The organism is Budvicia aquatica DSM 5075 = ATCC 35567, assembly GCF_000427805.1.
Taxonomy (GTDB): domain Bacteria; phylum Pseudomonadota; class Gammaproteobacteria; order Enterobacterales; family Enterobacteriaceae; genus Budvicia; species Budvicia aquatica.
This window is the reverse complement of sequence record NZ_KE386585.1, coordinates 54,294-70,964: the sequence shown is the minus strand read 5'-3', so window position 1 is coordinate 70,964 and position 16,671 is coordinate 54,294. Positions and strand designations below refer to the sequence as shown.

The window sequence follows — 16,671 nt, the reverse complement described above, 5'->3', positions numbered from 1 at the left end:
TGGCTGACGTATAGAGCCGTGGAAGGTTGCTATTGGTGTTTTTCTGGGTTGAGTGAAGGTTTATTTCAGTAAGCAACTTATTTGTTTTTATTTAAATAGGTTGTATCAAACGCCGTGAATAAGTGGAGTGGTAATAGCGGCAAAGATGAATAGTGTTTTTCTCTTGTCTTTTAAAGGAATAAAAAATGAAAATATTTAAAAGGAATCGCATTGTTGAGTCCTTTATATCAATCGGATTATTAGTTCCATTAATGAGTAATGTTGCTCTGGCTGATGCAAACGTAGCCTGCGGAAATGGCGCAACAATCACCAATATCACGGTTTTTGGCGGCTCTTATACCGCTTCTAACAACTGCGGTAACAATGTGACTATTACCACTTCAGGCAGTAAAAATATCGGCGGAGGAAATGAAACCGCTAATACTAACGGTATTTATTTCTCGATGAATGGCCCTCATCCGGCGTTTACTTTTGGCGATAGCTTAACGGTAACGACATCAGGCAGCTTTGTAGATGCCATTAGAACTAATGGTACCTCATCGGTGAATGGCGTTTATACGGTAATTGCCGGTGATAATGCGACGCTAACTGCCACCGGGAGCAACAGCAACGGAATTAACGTTGCGCAAAGCCCTAATACCGGGGCGGGTTACGGGCGGGTTTATCTTGGTCAGTCCAGCAATATTATTGTTAGAGACGGTACTGCAGTTCGGGTTAACTTATCGTCTCAGGCTCCTTTCTATAACTTGGCCTATATTGGTGACAATGCCAATATTCAGGCCGGCGGCACAGGGACTAACGGCTCAAATACGCTGGGTTACGCGGTATATGCCGGTAACCGGGATAGCGTATTAACCAATGGTACCGCCTCTGGAACCAATGCGGTTGCCGTTATCGGCTCAGGTGCGACCATAAAAACCACCGGCAATAATGGCCATGCGGTTTATGCAAATAAAGGTGGCGTTGTACAACTACAAGGTAGCTCTGCCGCCGTTAATATCTCTACTGATGGTTCAGGCGCTGATGCGCTCAGAGCGGAGAAAAAACTAACCCTCGGCAATAATTTTAATGCCTTGGGCGGAAAAATCGAACTCACCGGTGATACTACAATCACTTTAGCTCAGCCTGATACCGCTTACGCGATGCATACCTTAGGTGATGGCTCCGTTATTTCTTCATCTAAAACTAATTACTATATCGGTAGTGATGACAAACTCTATGATGGGGCGGGCACTATCGTTAATGATGCCGCTAAGGTCACATCGGGCGCTTCAGGTATTTACAACATTACCGGTAATCTGTTTGCACAATCAGGTTTGATTGATCTGGCAATGACAGATACCAGTAACTTTACCGGTATGACCAAGTTAGATACCTATACCTACAATGACGCCGGCGGTAACCCGGTGACTGATAACCAAGGCGTGATCAATTTAAATATTGATGGAGTTAACAGTATCTGGAATATGATCGGTGATTCAGAGCTGACTAACCTAACGTTAAATGGCGCAACGCTAAAATACAGTGAACCGCTGGCAGGGGCTGCATTTACGCCTAAGACGCTAACTGTCGATAATGATTATAACGGTAACAACGGAACCTTAGTGCTCAATACGGTTTTGGGTGATGACGCTTCTGCGACGGATAAGTTAATCGTTAAAGGCAACACCTCCGGCCATACCGACGTTGCTATTAATAATATTGGTGGTTTCGGCGCGCAAACCATTCAAGGGATAGAAATTGTTGAGGTAGGTGGTCTTTCAGGCGGTACCTTTAGCAATAGCCAACGTATTGTTGCCGGTTCTTATGACTATTTTGTTCGTTCAGGTTCAACGATTAATGGAGCAGATGCTAAGAACTGGTATCTGATTTCCGGACTTCCGCCAGATCCTACACCGGACCCGGACCCAACGCCGGATCCAGATCCAACGCCGGACCCGGATCCAACACCAAACCCAACGCCTGCCAATGTTGATCCGGTATATCGCCCTGAATCGGGTAGCTATATTGCTAACTTAGCGGCGGCTAACACTATGTTTATCACCAGATTGCACGACAGACTGGGTGAAACACAATATACCGACGCGTTAACCGGCGAGAAACGCGTGACCAGCATGTGGTTACGCAACGTTGGCGGTCACAATCGTTTTAACGACAGCAGCGGCCAGTTGAGTACCACCAGCAATCGTTATGTGATGCAATTAGGGGGGGACTTAGCCCAATGGAGTACGGATGGCTTAGACCGCTGGCACGTTGGTGCAATGGCCGGTTATGCTAATAACAGCAGCAGAACCCATTCAGACGTTAGCCGTTACTCCTCAACCGGTAAGGTTGACGGTTACAGCGTTGGCCTGTATGGCACCTGGTACGCGAATAATGCCGATAAAACCGGTATCTATGTAGATACTTGGGCCTTGTATAACTGGTTTAACAACCAAGTACAGGGTGAACAACTGCATATGGAAGACTATAAGTCTGACGGCGTTACCGCATCTATTGAAAGCGGCTATAGTTTTAAAGTGGGTGAAAGTGAGCGTACCAGCTACTGGCTACAGCCAAAAGCTCAGGTTATCTGGATGGGCGTAAGCGCTAATGACTACACCGAAACCAACGGTACCCGGGTGAAAGATGATACCAATAACAATCTGATGACTCGCTTAGGCCTGCGAGCCTATGCCAACGGACACAGCCAGATTGATGACGGTAAAGATCGTGAGTTCCAGCCTTTTGTTGAAGTGAACTGGATTCATAATACCGAGAACTATACGGTGATTATGAATGATGTGAAAAACAGTCAGGTAGGGGCGAAGGATATCGGCGAACTGAAATTGGGTATCGAAGGTAAACTTAGCAATAACGTCAGTACGTGGGCCAACGTGGCTCAGCAGTGGGGCACCGATTCCTATACTGATACACAGGGAATGTTTGGCGTTAAATACAGCTTCTGATTAAAGTGTGAAAACCAATAAAAGCAGCGATAGGATTTTTTCTGTCGCTGCTTTTTTATTTATCCCTGTGAAAACAGGGGCTGCGCTGCAGGCCATTATCATCTGAGTAGGCAAAAGGCGATGAAGTTACTCTTTTCCATATAGTGCGATTTTAGTGATTTGACCAATTCTTGCTAATTCTACGTAGCAATCCACACCTTTATTAAGCTCAAGCACTTGGTCTAATTTACTCAAAATATCCTGTTTCTTTTCGTCTGAACCTTGTGCAACAGATGCCGCTAGTGCGGCAAAGGCCGCAAGCAAGGCTTGAATGGCATCATCTGAGCTACTTGGCGAGGCGGTATCGACATCTTCAAATTTGTATTTCATTCATATCTCCTTAGCGAGCGTAAATAGGAATAAAAGGTAGTGATTGAAATGCGTTCATTTTTAAGGATAGCCGTAGTTAGCGGTTAACGACATGTTGATAGTTGTTCGGTGGTAATAAATTGCTCGCTTTGGGCGAGTTTTTTGTCGGGATTGTTTTGAGGGGGAAAGGAGGAATTGCATTGAGGATTGAGCTGTTAATATATCATCGCGGATTAGATTTGTTTGATTTATAGCCAATCATGTTTATTAAATGAGATTAATTTACCATGGTCAATAATAAAGTGGTCTAAGATCTTGACGCCAACTAGCGATAACACTTCTTCTAATTTTTTGGTGATTAAATGATCGGTTTGTTAGGATTCTGTCAGATCGGATAAATGATTGTGAGCAAGGATGCCCGCCGCGGTATTAAATGCTAAACATGCTTTAATATACTCGTTGAGATATACCGATTTTTTATTAATTAATTATAATACATTGATATTAAAGGTAATAAATAATTTGTTGTTATCCGGGTATAAAATCATACAGGCGCCTATTTCTAATTGACCTACCTGCAAACGGAGGTAACCTCTGGTCTGTGTTGATAAAGTGCGAGAGTGTTATGCCTTGGGGAACTAAATTGACTAGTTTCCTTCAAGCTATTTCTGTTTACGATCAAAGTAATTGATCGTTTAGATAAATGAAATTGATAGTTTGCACAAAAAGCACAGTTCTTGTGTGGTTATTGTGGGTATACTTAAAACAGGTAAAGCATTATATATATTTTATAAAATATACAAGGAGGAGAATATAGAATTAGATGAAAATAGTGATATCAACTCCTTTATTGTGACGATGTATTCCAGTGACTGGAGCCATCATGAAATTTCTGAGTTCACCAGATTAATAATCTGGCAGGACAAATCGTAATAAAATTATACTCGTTTAATAAAAATAAAGTAGGGCAGTGGATAAAATTTTTGAATAAGGAATAAGAAAGAAAACGAACATAGCCCAATTTTTTATTGTGACTGTATTCATTGTTGTTGCCGAAAATAATGATATTTACGGGGGATTCTTTTGTCCTGCAGTAAATAATACCGAAAAAATATTTTAATTTTTTTTCGTGCGGTAGCTATCGTTCTATATCAAGGAAGACAATAAATAAAAATATCATAAAATTGTAAGGGAGAAAATTTCAGAGTAATAAAAAGTAGACCGCTAAGTTGGATAAGTACACTGCAGGTTATACTATATTTTTGCAGTGTTTATTTTTATACAGGAGAAAAGTATGTTAAATAAATTAATGATTAATAGTTATTGTCGTGCAAATATCATTGGGTACAAAATCAAAAACTTCTTGAAAAAAGAAGATGGTGTAACTGCAGTTGAATACGCAATTGTCGTTGCGGGGATCGCGGCAGTTGTTTTGGTCGTATTTGGTACTGATGGGCCAGTGGATACAATGTTAACGGGAGTTTTTACAACGTTGCAGACTAAAATAACTGCTCTGATGGGTGGTGGTTCAGGATCATAATATAATTTTATCATCCGTAGTCACTTAAAGAATATTTGTCACAACTTTTTATGTGATGAATTTTACGTATTGCTGAAAATCTTACAATATACCCTCGGCTAAAATATCAATACCTTTGGTATTGGTAGTGGTTTTTTATTTATTTGCTTTGCAACAAAGGGATTAAGATGAAAAGAAAGCTTGTCATTGTTTATATATTAATGATTTTGGTCGGGGTTGTAGGTATTTTTGTTTTCAGCAAGAGCGATTCAGACAGGGATGTCATTTCGGATCAAAATGTAAAAGAAGTAAAGCCGTTTATTGAGATCAAAAAAATTGTATTAACTCACGATCTCCGCCGTAGTGCGATTTTATCAGAGAAAGACTATCGTATTGAAACAATTAAGAAGGAAGACAATGAGGTTACTCCTTCTGAACGCAGCGCCATGGGTAGCTTAGATGATATTAACGGTTGGGCGCTGAAAACTGATTTAAAAGAAAATTCACAGCTGACAACAGAACATCTGGCTAAACCCGGAACGGGTGATTACTTTGAATTGTTTCTGATGCCAGGTAATGTCATCTATACCTTTACTCTGCAAAATAATGAAAATTATTTGCTGGATAATATTAAAGTCGGTACCGGCGTTGATATTTATCTAATTTATGGTCGAGAAGTTGGTAGAGATATGCGAGAGAGTATTGTCTCTCCACCAACATCAATTACAGGACGCAGTCTTAAAAGAGTTATATCTAATAAGCGTGTGCTGTCGATTAATAAAGCCCAACGGAAGGAGAAAGATGGTGTTTACACCGTTGCTGAAGGTAGTCAGATAGTGGCAGAGTTAAATAATGAAGATGTCAAAATTCTTAAAGGTTTAGAGATGGGCGCTAAATTAGCATTGTTTCCGGCGACAGAGCAAGAGCAAGAGGAATTGACCTTAGATGTACTTCTCCAGCTTTATGAAGGAAACAGCGGTATGGTGGAAGAGGCGCCATATTTACCTGAAAATAACTATCCATCACCGGGATTGGCACCTGCTAGGGATGGTGTTACTGAGTTACGTGGTTAATACCGTTTTCATTATGCATGAAGGGTCGCACTTCAAATCTGGAATAGAATAAGTCCCATAAGGATAAACTATATGTGTCAGCGTAATTATATTTGGCAAGTATGTATTTTGGCTTCGGCCTTTTTTATTAACACAGCCGTTTTTGCAGAACAGCTCTATTTAAAACCTGGAATGTCAAAGCAGATAAATACCCGGGATTCGATTAAAACAGTATTTATTTCATCGCCTGAGATTGCTGATTATAAAGTGATTGGCAACAAGTCAGTGGTTTTATATGGCAAAAAAAGTGGTTCTGCTGAGATTTCTGTTTATGGGGCCAATTCGAAAGTCATTTATAATGTGAGCTTAGGCGTTGACCCACTTTTACCCGAGCTATCACAGCGTATTAGGCAGGAATATCCCGGCAGCAACGTTATCATTAAACGTTTTAATGATAACGCAGGTAAAGCCTCCTATATATTAACCGGTCTGGTGCAAAGTGAAGAGATACGAGACGGTGTCTATCAGCTAGTCGGTAGTCTGGTTGGCACCGCTGAAAAGGAAGAAACGCTAAAAGTCGATGAGAATACTGGTGGCGGGAACTCAAGCAATATGATGCTGAACAACAGCGAAATCTTTTTCGCCAGCGTTAAAAGGTACGATAACGTTATCAACCGTATTGAACTTCCGTCGTCAAATCAAGTTAATGTGAAATTAACCGTGGTAGAAGTAACAAAAGAGTTTACTGATAATCTGGGAATTGAATGGAGTAGCCTGACTCTGGACAGCATGATGGGGGGCGGGAGCACGGTAAATTCTGCAGGAACATTCAATCTTCTGGGTTTTAAAAACGGTTTTGATGCAAGAAATATTAGTACTCTGATCAATGCGGTACATAATGACAAAATTGCGCGCGTATTGGCCCAGCCTAATCTCACCGTGTTATCCGGCGAGTCAGCAAACTTTCTTGTTGGTGGTGAAATTCCAATTCTTATGCAAGATCGTGATGCCACAACGGTAACCTATAAAGAATATGGTATTCGTCTGAATATTGCCGCAAAAGTAGAACGTCGCAATAAGATCAAGCTATTTATATCGAATGAAGTCAGCAGCGTGACGGGGACATACGCCTATAATACATACCAGATCCCTACGCTAAGAACCCGTAAGTCAAATTCTACTATTGAACTAGGTGACGGAGATAGTTTTGCAATTGGTGGTCTGTTGAATGAATCAGATCTGGAAACGCTGACTAAAGTTCCTTTTATTGGTGATATTCCTATTCTAGGGGCATTAGGTAGAAGAGCAGGTTCCGAACGTAGTAAAACAGAACTGGTCGTTTTTGCGACAGTCAATCTGGTTAAGCCTACATCTTCAGGTGAAAGAATTGCGTTACCAAGCTTTAAGAAAACGTCATCTTCAAAGATTTTTTTCAATGTCGGTGTTGATGAGAAAACGCGTAATAATCGTTTAAACGATGATACCGTGGAATTTCTTGATCAGGTTGGCTTTGCTAAATAGGGGATAAGCAATGAGATTATTTAGCACATCAGCTGAAACTGACAACAAAGATGACGGTAATCGTATTATATTAGACCGGAGTAAGGTTGTCCTTATTTCCCGTAATCAAAAAGTACAAACGGATATTAAAAATATTCTTAAAATGCACAATGTAAATAACGTGGTGCAAAAAAAAGTATCTCTCAATGAATATCTGGATGATGCGAGTACAAAAGATGCCGGCTGGATGATACTGGATATTGAGGATGAAAAGGATATTAATGCTATTAACGATGTTACATCGCTAATTGTTCCCTATGATGTATATTATGTGCTTGTTGGTAATACCGATTCTATTGCATTTGCTAAATCATTAGAAAAGTCAGGCGGCAGGTATTTATATATTGACACTCAACTCAATGAGCTGCCGGATATTGTCGTGAAGGCTTTAGTTCATTCAACAGATAGATCGACGTTGAGAATAAGTATTCTGGGATGCAAAGGTGGATGTGGGACGACCACCGTAAGTAGTGGTATTTTGTCTTCATTGAATAAATATACGAGTGTACCTTGCTTATTGGTACAAGGTGCGACCGGAAGCCGCGATTTTGATCTGATCACCGGACATAAGCTTGATTCGTCGGACAGTAAAGTTCAGAAAATTACCGATAACAGATTTATGAAGTTTGAATCGAATAATGAGATGTTTAACTATACGGATCCTGTATTTAACCAGTTTAATATTGCGCTTTTTGATCATAATGCGACTGCAATTTCAACAGAGAATTTGGAGTCGATTTTTAATCATTCGAACACCATAGTATTGATTATCGGCCGTAACTTCTCATCTTTCAGAACGGCTAAGCGGATTATGGATGAATATATACGCTTTGAAAGGCAAAAAACGGATTCGTTCATGCGTAAGATAGTGTTATGCATAAATGAGTATAACCCGGGTGATAATCGCAATAAATTTTCTAATGAAGACATTTCTGAATATCTTGGTTGCGAAATTAATGTGATATTGCCACATTTTCAAGTGAGAAAAGAAAATGATCCGTTTACTCAAATTCTTCAGCATCTTGCTGCAACAGTTCTAGGTCGCGATAAAGAAGATTCTAAAGAAAATACAAATATATTGAGTGGTTTTTTAAATAAGATAAATATATTTAGTAAAAAATAAGTATAGATATAGATGATAATAGCAATGAATATTTCAATTGAAATATATCAGAACACATTAATTATATAATTAATGCGAAATTATCATGTATTTAAATAATAAGATATTGCACATTTTCTCATATTATCCATTGTCTTACAGTAACAGTCCCGGTTGTGATAAAGACGATCTTAAACCAAGTGCAAAAGAATTTAGTATGTTAAATAAAATAAAGTTATTTAGTAATAAATAACAGCTGTGGAGCATAAATGGGACCGAATGAATTATCATTACTGCGAGTTTTCAGAGAAAATATTCTTAAGAAGTTAGACCTGGATCGCGTTGATGCTATAAAAGACGATAGAGCAGCGCTTGAACTTGAGATAAGTGATGTCCTGCAGCGCGTATCTACTGAAATAGGTCAATATTTATCTACGCAGCTTAGGTTGGAGCTTATCAAGCTTATTTCTGATGAAATTTCCGGCTATGGTCCATTACGCGATCTTATGGAGGACGATACCATCAGCGATATTCTGGTCAACGGACCAGAACAAATTTTCGTTGAGCGGAGAGGGTTGCTAGAAAAAACAGATACTTTTTTTCTTAATAATCAACAATTAACGGAAATTGCAAGGCGATTGGTCTCCAAAGTTGGTCGCCGTGTTGATGACTCACAGCCTCTTGTTGACGCTCGTTTACCGGACGGTAGCCGGCTGAATGTGGTGATTGCCCCGATCACTCTGGACGGTACCTCGATTTCTATCCGTAAATTTGGTAAGGGCAAGAAGACGCTGGGCGATCTTATCAACTACGGAAGTATGGATGAGATGATGGCCAATTTTTTGGTTATTGCTGCCAGCTGTAAAGTCAACATTATCATTTCGGGGGGGACTGGTTCAGGAAAAACCACGCTATTGAATGCGTTATCGCAATATATTGGTGAAACTGAACGTATCATCACATTGGAAGATGCTGCAGAGCTAAGGCTGATAAAGCCCCATGTTGTGCGGATGGAAACACGTATGGCCGGTGCTGAGCAGCAGGGGATGATCCCGATGCGGTCATTGGTGATTAACTCATTACGTATGCGCCCTGACCGGATAATTGTTGGAGAGTGTCGCGGTGAAGAAGCATTTGAAATGTTGCAGGCAATGAACACGGGTCACGATGGTTCAATGTCTACGCTTCACGCGAATTCTCCAAGAGATGCTATTGCCCGGTTAGAAAGTATGGTGATGATGGCTAGCGCATCGCTGCCTTTGATGGCAATAAGAAGAAATATCTCATCAGCAATTCATTTGATCATTCAGGTATCGCGTATGCCAGATGGCTCAAGAAAGGTCATGAATGTTTCTGAAGTCATGGGGATGGAAGGCGAAAATATTATCATTCAGGATATTTTTACTTTTGAGACATCTTCGCAGCGAGATCGGGATGGAAAAATTCAGGGAAACTATAAGTTTAATGGTCTGTTAAAGCGTTCAGTCGTCTATCGTCAAGGTGTGATCTATGGCATGACTGATGCGCTGAACGAATTGTTCGGGAGCGAAATTATATGACTATCCTTTTTTTCATATTGATTATATTGGGGGCTATAAACTTTCTTACCGTATTGGTTTACTTTAAGAAAGTTAAAAGAATTAATAGCGGAGAGATTCGACTAACCGCTGTTGGCCGAAAAGATAATTGGAAAACTCATTTTTTCGACAAATTAAAAATTTTACTGACGGGTGATATTAGGAGCGTTAAGTCTATATATAGAAGAACTAAACCAAAAGATGTAGTTATATATTGTGGTTTGTTTTTAACAGGGATATATATAGATGTAATGTATTTCAAGTTAAACATTATTATTGCTAGTATTGTGTTACTGGTCATGCTAACTTATATTCACTATAGAATAAGCCAAAAGAAAATACGCGCTTTATTTGAATCCGAATTTTCTGAAGCACTCAATATTATTAATAGCTCGTTAAGCTCAGGGAATTCTATCGTTAATGGTATCACTCAGTGTGGTAATAAATTGCGTGGAACCGTGGTTGGTCCAGAGCTGAAAATAATATCAAGACGACTTAGTATTGGCGAAGATGCTCGTTCCGTTTTGTTGGATTCCTATCAAAGATTACCTTATCGTGAATACTATTTTTTTATTCTGGCCGTGATGATTAATATTAATGGTGGTGGGCAAGTCAGAGATGTTATGTCACGGCTGGCTAAACAGATTTCAGATGCAAAAATTATGGATAGAAAAAAGTTTGCTATGACATCTGAGGCAAGGATGTCAGTAAAGGTATTGGCATTAATACCAGTTGGCTTCATTTTTATTATGAATTTTTTAAGTCCGGAAAATTTTGATATTTTGATCAATACTGAGACTGGGCAGTATATCCTTTATTATGCTGTTGGCAGTGTATGTTTAGGCTTGGCTATTATATGGAATATGATGAATAAAGCAGTTTAAAAATATAATAAATCAGTTTTAATAGTATGTGGGAAATTACTATGTCATTATTTGTCATTTATTTTTTAATAGTGTCGGCGTTCTTTTTTGGCTTTCTTTATCTTATAAGAAATAAACCAAAAAGAAGAATATCAGAAATATTAGACCGAAAGGATAAAGATACTATTAATAGCGAAGAGGTTGTGTCCAGTATTGAAAAAATATACCGGAAGACAAGTAAATCTGTATCCTTTTTTGAGTACCTAGATTCCAATACGTTACTTAAGTTTTGTATTGTTATTGTTATTGCACTTATCATTTTTCTATTAGGTGCTTTAGGTATCGTCACAATGGGTAAAGATACCCAGGCTATTGCAATTGGTGCTGTTCTGGTCCTGATGATTCTCGTACCACCAAGAATCAAGGGAATAATAATGAAAAGTAAAACCCGAAAAGTGAATGTCGATTTGCCTTATGTTATTGATATTATGGCAATATGTGTTCAGTCCGGTATGACAATAGAGAATGCGCTGATTTATATATCCAAGAATATCGTCTTTATCAACAGTGATATTGCGAGTTTATTGGAGAGAACGGCTATTAAAATTGAAGTTAGTGGCATTTCCAGTGCGCTTGAACAGTTATATGAAGAAGTTCCGAGCGCTGAAGTTCGTATGTTTTGTACAACTCTCCAGCAAAGTATTACTTATGGCTCGTCGATTGCGCCAGTTTTGGTTGAGCTAACCAAGGAGATGCGTGAAATGCAACTCCTTGCCGTAGAAGAGAAGGTGGCTAGTTTATCTGCCAAAATGGCTGCACCTATGATTCTTTTTATTATGTTTCCAATCCTGGCAATTGTTGCAGGTCCGGGATTTATTAGGATGATGTCAATATGGGGAAATTAATTACTCTGGTTATTGTGGCTATATGTTTACTCGGATGTAGTTCCAAAAACGATCTGGATAATAAAGAGCGTGAATTTATCTTAACCAAGGTAAATAATTATAAAGGGCTTATTTCATTTTATAGAGAACAACTGAGTAAAAGTGATACGCCAGAGGTTCGATTTAAGTTATGTGAAGTCTATAATAAAATTGATGATTATGAATCATCACAAAATTGCCTGAAAGAACTGATCAATAACTCACCAACGGATAAGTCATTATTATTATCTGCGCAGAATAATAGCGCACTTGGTCATAACGAAATTGCATTAAAACAAATAGATGATGCTTTGAAGCTAAATCCTAAAATGGGGGTGGCATACAATCTAAAGGGGGTAATATTGGCACAAGTGGGTGATATGGAAAATGCTAAATATTATTTTGAAAGTGCGAGAAATTTATTTGTTGCCGAGGAGATTGTAAATAACAATCTGGCAATGATCGCTATTATCGAAAAAGATTATAATCTTGCCAACTCATACCTAATGCCACTGTATTCGCGAGGTTATACTTCACCACAAATTGTACACAACTTAATTTTTACGCTGGTTAAGTTGAATGATTACCCAACGGCAGAAATGCTGATTAGGCAAAATAATATTGAAAACTCTGCGCAACAGTTGATTGCAGATTTAGATAGTGTGAGTTCAAAAATACCTGAGCCGATGGTGAAGACCGATATTTCACCAATTGCGAAAGAGTCAGATTCAGAAAAAGATAAAACGCCTTTAGTCAATGTAACTAAACCAGAAAAAGTACTTTTGCCAGAGACTAAAAAAACGGTCGTTATTAAGGATAATGTAAAATCGATTAGTATAACTTCATCTGATTCAGAGTCAGTTGTAGCTGGATCTAAATCTAGCGGAGAGATTGATAATGTTGTCATCGGCGATCATGGAAAATTTGTTCGTCTGGTTTTCATCTCATCATCAGTTATTAATGGTAGTAAGCTTTCTGGAGGACGTGATAACCACGTTCAGATCGTTATTCGGAATATGAAAAAAAATAATAAGACAGACGATCTGATTAAGAATATTAAGAAATATACTAAAACGTTAAATTCTATCTCAATTGAAGAACAAGGAAATGATTTATTATTAACGTTTAGCGCCAAGAGGCTTGTAAAGCAAGTTAAAGTCAATACCTTACCAAATTCATCCATATCTAATAATCGACTAGTATTAGATATTATTTTTTAAGCCTGATAAGGCATAGTTTAAACCTGAGTAGGAGTTGTTTATGAGTAAATTAAGTGATGCACTTGATAATTTAATGGAACTTGATGGTTCAGTATGCGCCGCCGTCGTTGATACACGTAATGGCATGATTCTTGGTCATGTTGGCTCAGGTATTGATATTGAGATTGCTGCCGCGGGAAATACTGATGTATTGAAAGCAAAACTTAAGACAATTAAGTTACTTGGTTTGAATGAGACCATTGAAGATATTCTTATTACATTGGAAAAACAATACCATATTTTACGCCCTTTGCAGAAAGTTGAATCTGTTTTTATCTATCTGGTGCTTGATAAAAGAGAGAGTAATCTTGCTCTGGCTCGACGTAAGGTTATGGATGTCGAAGCTTCGGTAGAATCGATTTAATACTTTTTACCTACCTTATACTGAATATATAACGATATGGATGATTTTAAAATTTTATTTATCGGGCGTAGTGGCTCCGCTAAAACAACCGCAATAAACTCCGCCAGTCAGGTAAAAGTTGTTTCTACAGATGTATTGATGTCATTTATGACAACAGATGTAAAAAAGGAAACTACGGTTGGTTTAGATTATGGCGACTTAATGGTTTCGATTCCCGGGGGGCAGAGGCGGCTGCGGTTGTACGGTGTGCCAGGGCAGTCTCGCTTCTCCTTTTCATGGGAGATTTTTCAGCAGGGATGTTCAGGTGTAGTTTTGATGATAGATGCCACAGATCGGTGTGCCATCGATGATATTCATTATTATACTTCCGCTGGGGAAAACACTTCGAAAAGAATTCAATTACCAACAGTGATAGCCATAGTAAAAGGCGATCTGCTTTCCCTTGAAGGATTGTCACAATTTAAAGAAAACGTGAGTAAGGCAAATATTTCATTACCTGTGTTGTGGATTGATGCCAGAAGCAAGGATGCAGTGTTATCTGTCTTGAATATTTTATTAAAGCAAATCGGGAGGTAATTATGAAGAATAGACTTCCTTTTCCGTTGAAGTTTACAGCGACTACTGAAAGAAACGCTGGTGTCGATATGGATGAAGAAAATGAGCCGTTAACCTATGATGAGCCCGTATTTCATCCTCTTGATGAGACACAAGAAAATATTAGCGAAAATAGCGATGCCCTTATCGATGCATTACTTAAAGAGCAAATTGACAAGACATTAGCGAATTATGTGAAAAAATTCCCGGATATCCAGAATTTGATACTTTCTACCGTTGATGGCTTTGAGATTTCATCGGTGTTGGATCAAGGAGGGGAGGAAACTATCCGTAAGGTTGCGGCAATGTCAAGTTCTCTGCAGTCTATTGGTTCGGCAATACTTAGAGAGATTGGTGCACCGGGGTATCAGTATTTATATTTAAATAACGGTAATCGTTCCGTTTTTATTTACCTCATTTCAGGTGCCAAAGTGGATGTTGTGCTTATGGCTGTTTCAGGTGAGATTGATTCTCTTGGTCAAGCCTTGTGGATGATGCAAAAATTAGTTGATGAAGTCAAAATATTAATTGAATAACATGGTTTAGCTACCAGAAGGATATAATAAATGAGTAATGTGTTAGTTTTCAGATTATCTTTGAAATTAGCCACTGCGGATATTATTTCTGAGTTTATTCCTTTGAGGCCAGTTCTTGAAAATCGCGAACAGTTAGTGAGTGAGAGGCTACAAATATATTCTGCCATGCTTTCTGAACATATCGAAGCATGGCGTAAACAAGGAAACATGAGGGATTATAATAATGAACAGCTGGATGAATTAATAGAACATGCGGTTTCTCTTGTTAGCGCCGATATTTCGGCAGGTTTTATTGGGCACTCACCTGTTTTATGCGATCGTGATATTATGATTGTTAAATCAGTTGAGAAATATATTAACTTAATTGATATGCCAATAAATGGAGTTGTTCCTGATGTAGTAGGGCTATTTCAGCCGGTTATCGCTAAGAGTATTAAGTCATCAGGGAAAAAGAAAAATAAAAAATTCACACGTAAGAGTTAATGTTAATGTATTTGAGTTGCTTGGGTTATAGTGTCATATCATTATGTCTGTTTTATGCGATATATACAGATGTTAAATTCAGGAAGATATTTAATAAAATACCACTGACGATTATTTTCGTAAGTGTACTATTGATATTGTTTACTGAATTGAAAATTTCTTATATCTCGGTCGTGGTAATATTTATTTCTGGTTTTTTATTAAGTGTATATAACTTTTGGGGGGCTGGGGATGCAAAGTTTTGTTTCGCTTTGTCATTGTCCTTACCTGGAGAATATATTCCAACTTTTCTGTTATTTACTTCTCTGGCCGGTGGGATTTTGGCTGTTATTATGCTAGCGATTCCGAGGTTGAAAGGAAAATATAAATCAGTGCCTTATGGTATTGCACTAAGTTTAGGCTATATGGCTACAATGCTGGTTTTGTAAGGAGGCGTTTTGTATATATTAAAAAAAATTACCGGCAGATACTTTAAAGAAGATGGGGCTATTGCAATAGAATTGTCATTAGTATTAATTCCTTTTCTTGTTTCAATTTTCTTTATTATTGAACTTTGTCGGGTCATGTATCTTTCTTCTGCTCTGGACTTAGTGCTAGCCGAGTCTGGCCGATATATTTCACTTAAAGATGGCGTCTCAGAATACTCTGCTGAGTTTGAGCGAGCGTTGGAGGAGAATGTAAAATTCTGGCCACTTTTATATACAGGAAATGAAATAACAGTCACCGTGAAACAATGTAAAGACATCTCTGAAATTATAAATTTTACTTGTATAACTGGAGGTGCTTCAACAGACAAGTCACTGGCCATTTATTCATTTAAATATAATTATGAACCTGTTTTTTTCTTTTTTGGATCGAGTTTTTTTACTTCGATTTTTGAACGGAATATAGTCTATGTACAAGAGCAAAACAGAATATAATAACCTATATCTTTATGATGATGATGCTACTGCAACAATCGAATTTTCAATGGTTTTTCCGATAATAGTATTATTAGGGTTAATGCTTATTGACTTTACATTTCATTTTTCTACAGAGAGTAAACTTGCCAGGCTCAGTAATTCCATGTCTTCAGTTATCCGCGAGCGAAGTATTCTTTATGCTGCAAGCGATGTGATTAAATCAGAGGATGTAGAGAGTATCAAAAAAGTTGTCGATGTATTACTTGGTTCTGATACTTTGAAAGGGAGTGTCGGCGTTAGAGTTCAGGCGATTTACTTTAGTGATGCCTCTAGTAAAACTAATAAAATTGTCGATAGTAGCAAAACTGTCGATATTTATGTTTCTGGTAGTCTTAATCCAGTCGATAAAGACAAGTGTAGTGGTCATTATAATATGACAAGCACCAATGTTATTAATATGTCTCCGTGGATGAAGACGAGTGATTCTGAAGGAAAGTGGGCACCACTATATCAACTGACATTATGCACCAAAGGAAGGGATAGCCTTTTTAAAAATGCTCTTGCTGGTGTAGGCGTTATAGCAGAAACGCTTTCCACAAGTAATATCGTAATTCCAAGGTGAAATTGAGAGGATAAGAGCG

At 38.3% G+C, this 16,671-nt stretch carries 17 protein-coding genes and 1 pseudogene; 16 read left to right on the top strand and 2 right to left on the bottom strand.

Annotated features, from left to right (window positions below; translation table 11 throughout):
* Positions 1–185: 185 nt before the first annotated feature.
* Positions 186–2,948, top strand: coding sequence for an autotransporter outer membrane beta-barrel domain-containing protein (locus YWE_RS28400; protein WP_051323525.1), 2,763 nt, complete (start codon positions 186–188; stop codon positions 2,946–2,948).
* Positions 2,949–3,074: 126 nt separating this feature from the next.
* On the opposite strand, the gene YWE_RS0122385 is transcribed toward YWE_RS28400, so the two are convergent.
* Both YWE_RS0122385 and YWE_RS32170 read right to left on the bottom strand, forming a co-directional pair.
* Entirely contained in the window at positions 3,075–3,317 is a 243-nt protein-coding gene (locus tag YWE_RS0122385) for a hypothetical protein (RefSeq protein WP_029096466.1), read from the bottom strand.
* Between the two features lie 227 nt (positions 3,318–3,544).
* Positions 3,545–3,658: pseudogene (locus YWE_RS32170) on the bottom strand (JAB domain-containing protein); the annotation flags it as partial.
* A gap of 932 nt (positions 3,659–4,590) precedes the next feature.
* On the opposite strand from YWE_RS32170, the gene YWE_RS0122380 reads away from it, so the two are divergent.
* From YWE_RS0122380 to tadF, 15 genes are all read left to right on the top strand, one after another.
* Positions 4,591–4,836, top strand: coding sequence for a Flp family type IVb pilin (locus YWE_RS0122380; protein ID WP_036016915.1), 246 nt, complete (start codon positions 4,591–4,593; stop codon positions 4,834–4,836).
* Between the two features lie 167 nt (positions 4,837–5,003).
* Complete coding sequence (locus tag YWE_RS0122375; protein ID WP_029096464.1) at positions 5,004–5,888, top strand: hypothetical protein; 885 nt, start codon at positions 5,004–5,006, stop codon at positions 5,886–5,888.
* 72 nt (positions 5,889–5,960) lie between these two features.
* Positions 5,961–7,388, top strand: coding sequence for a type II and III secretion system protein family protein (locus YWE_RS0122370; RefSeq protein ID WP_029096463.1), 1,428 nt, complete (start codon positions 5,961–5,963; stop codon positions 7,386–7,388).
* A gap of 10 nt (positions 7,389–7,398) precedes the next feature.
* Positions 7,399–8,550 (top strand): CpaE/TadZ family protein, encoded by a 1,152-nt coding sequence (locus YWE_RS0122365; protein ID WP_029096462.1) that lies wholly within the window; start codon positions 7,399–7,401, stop codon positions 8,548–8,550.
* A gap of 248 nt (positions 8,551–8,798) precedes the next feature.
* Positions 8,799–10,088, top strand: coding sequence for a TadA family conjugal transfer-associated ATPase (locus tag YWE_RS0122360; protein ID WP_029096461.1), 1,290 nt, complete (start codon positions 8,799–8,801; stop codon positions 10,086–10,088).
* A complete protein-coding gene (locus tag YWE_RS28395) occupies positions 10,085–10,990 on the top strand; it encodes a type II secretion system F family protein (RefSeq protein ID WP_051323524.1) in 906 nt (301 codons plus the stop codon). Before YWE_RS0122360 ends, YWE_RS28395 begins: the two co-directional genes overlap by 4 nt.
* 41 nt (positions 10,991–11,031) lie before the next feature.
* On the top strand, positions 11,032–11,874 hold the full coding sequence (locus tag YWE_RS29255) for a type II secretion system F family protein (RefSeq protein WP_051323523.1): 843 nt from the start codon (positions 11,032–11,034) through the stop codon (positions 11,872–11,874).
* A complete protein-coding gene (locus YWE_RS0122345; protein WP_029096460.1) occupies positions 11,862–13,112 on the top strand; it encodes a tetratricopeptide repeat protein in 1,251 nt (416 codons plus the stop codon). Before YWE_RS29255 ends, YWE_RS0122345 begins: the two co-directional genes overlap by 13 nt.
* Positions 13,113–13,152: 40 nt before the next feature.
* Complete coding sequence (locus YWE_RS0122340; protein WP_029096459.1) at positions 13,153–13,515, top strand: hypothetical protein; 363 nt, start codon at positions 13,153–13,155, stop codon at positions 13,513–13,515.
* Between the two features lie 36 nt (positions 13,516–13,551).
* Positions 13,552–14,091: a GTP-binding protein gene (locus tag YWE_RS0122335; protein ID WP_029096458.1), complete on the top strand. Its 540-nt coding sequence runs from the start codon at positions 13,552–13,554 to the stop codon at positions 14,089–14,091.
* Positions 14,092–14,093: 2 nt separating this feature from the next.
* Entirely contained in the window at positions 14,094–14,645 is a 552-nt protein-coding gene (locus tag YWE_RS0122330) for a roadblock/LC7 domain-containing protein (protein ID WP_127526446.1), read from the top strand.
* Positions 14,646–14,675: 30 nt separating this feature from the next.
* Positions 14,676–15,128, top strand: a complete 453-nt coding sequence (locus YWE_RS0122325) for a hypothetical protein (protein WP_029096456.1) — start codon at positions 14,676–14,678, stop codon at positions 15,126–15,128.
* Positions 15,128–15,556, top strand: a complete 429-nt coding sequence (locus YWE_RS32165; RefSeq protein WP_029096455.1) for an A24 family peptidase — start codon at positions 15,128–15,130, stop codon at positions 15,554–15,556. Before YWE_RS0122325 ends, YWE_RS32165 begins: the two co-directional genes overlap by 1 nt.
* Positions 15,557–15,565: 9 nt before the next feature.
* Positions 15,566–16,048 carry a TadE/TadG family type IV pilus assembly protein gene (locus YWE_RS0122315; RefSeq protein ID WP_029096454.1) on the top strand — a complete coding sequence of 161 codons (483 nt, stop codon included), beginning with the start codon at positions 15,566–15,568 and terminating at the stop codon, positions 16,046–16,048.
* The gene (gene tadF / locus YWE_RS0122310; protein ID WP_029096453.1) at positions 16,023–16,652 is read left to right on the top strand and encodes a tight adherence pilus pseudopilin TadF; all 630 of its coding nucleotides are present in this window, start codon (positions 16,023–16,025) and stop codon (positions 16,650–16,652) included. Before YWE_RS0122315 ends, tadF begins: the two co-directional genes overlap by 26 nt.
* Positions 16,653–16,671 lie beyond the last annotated feature (19 nt).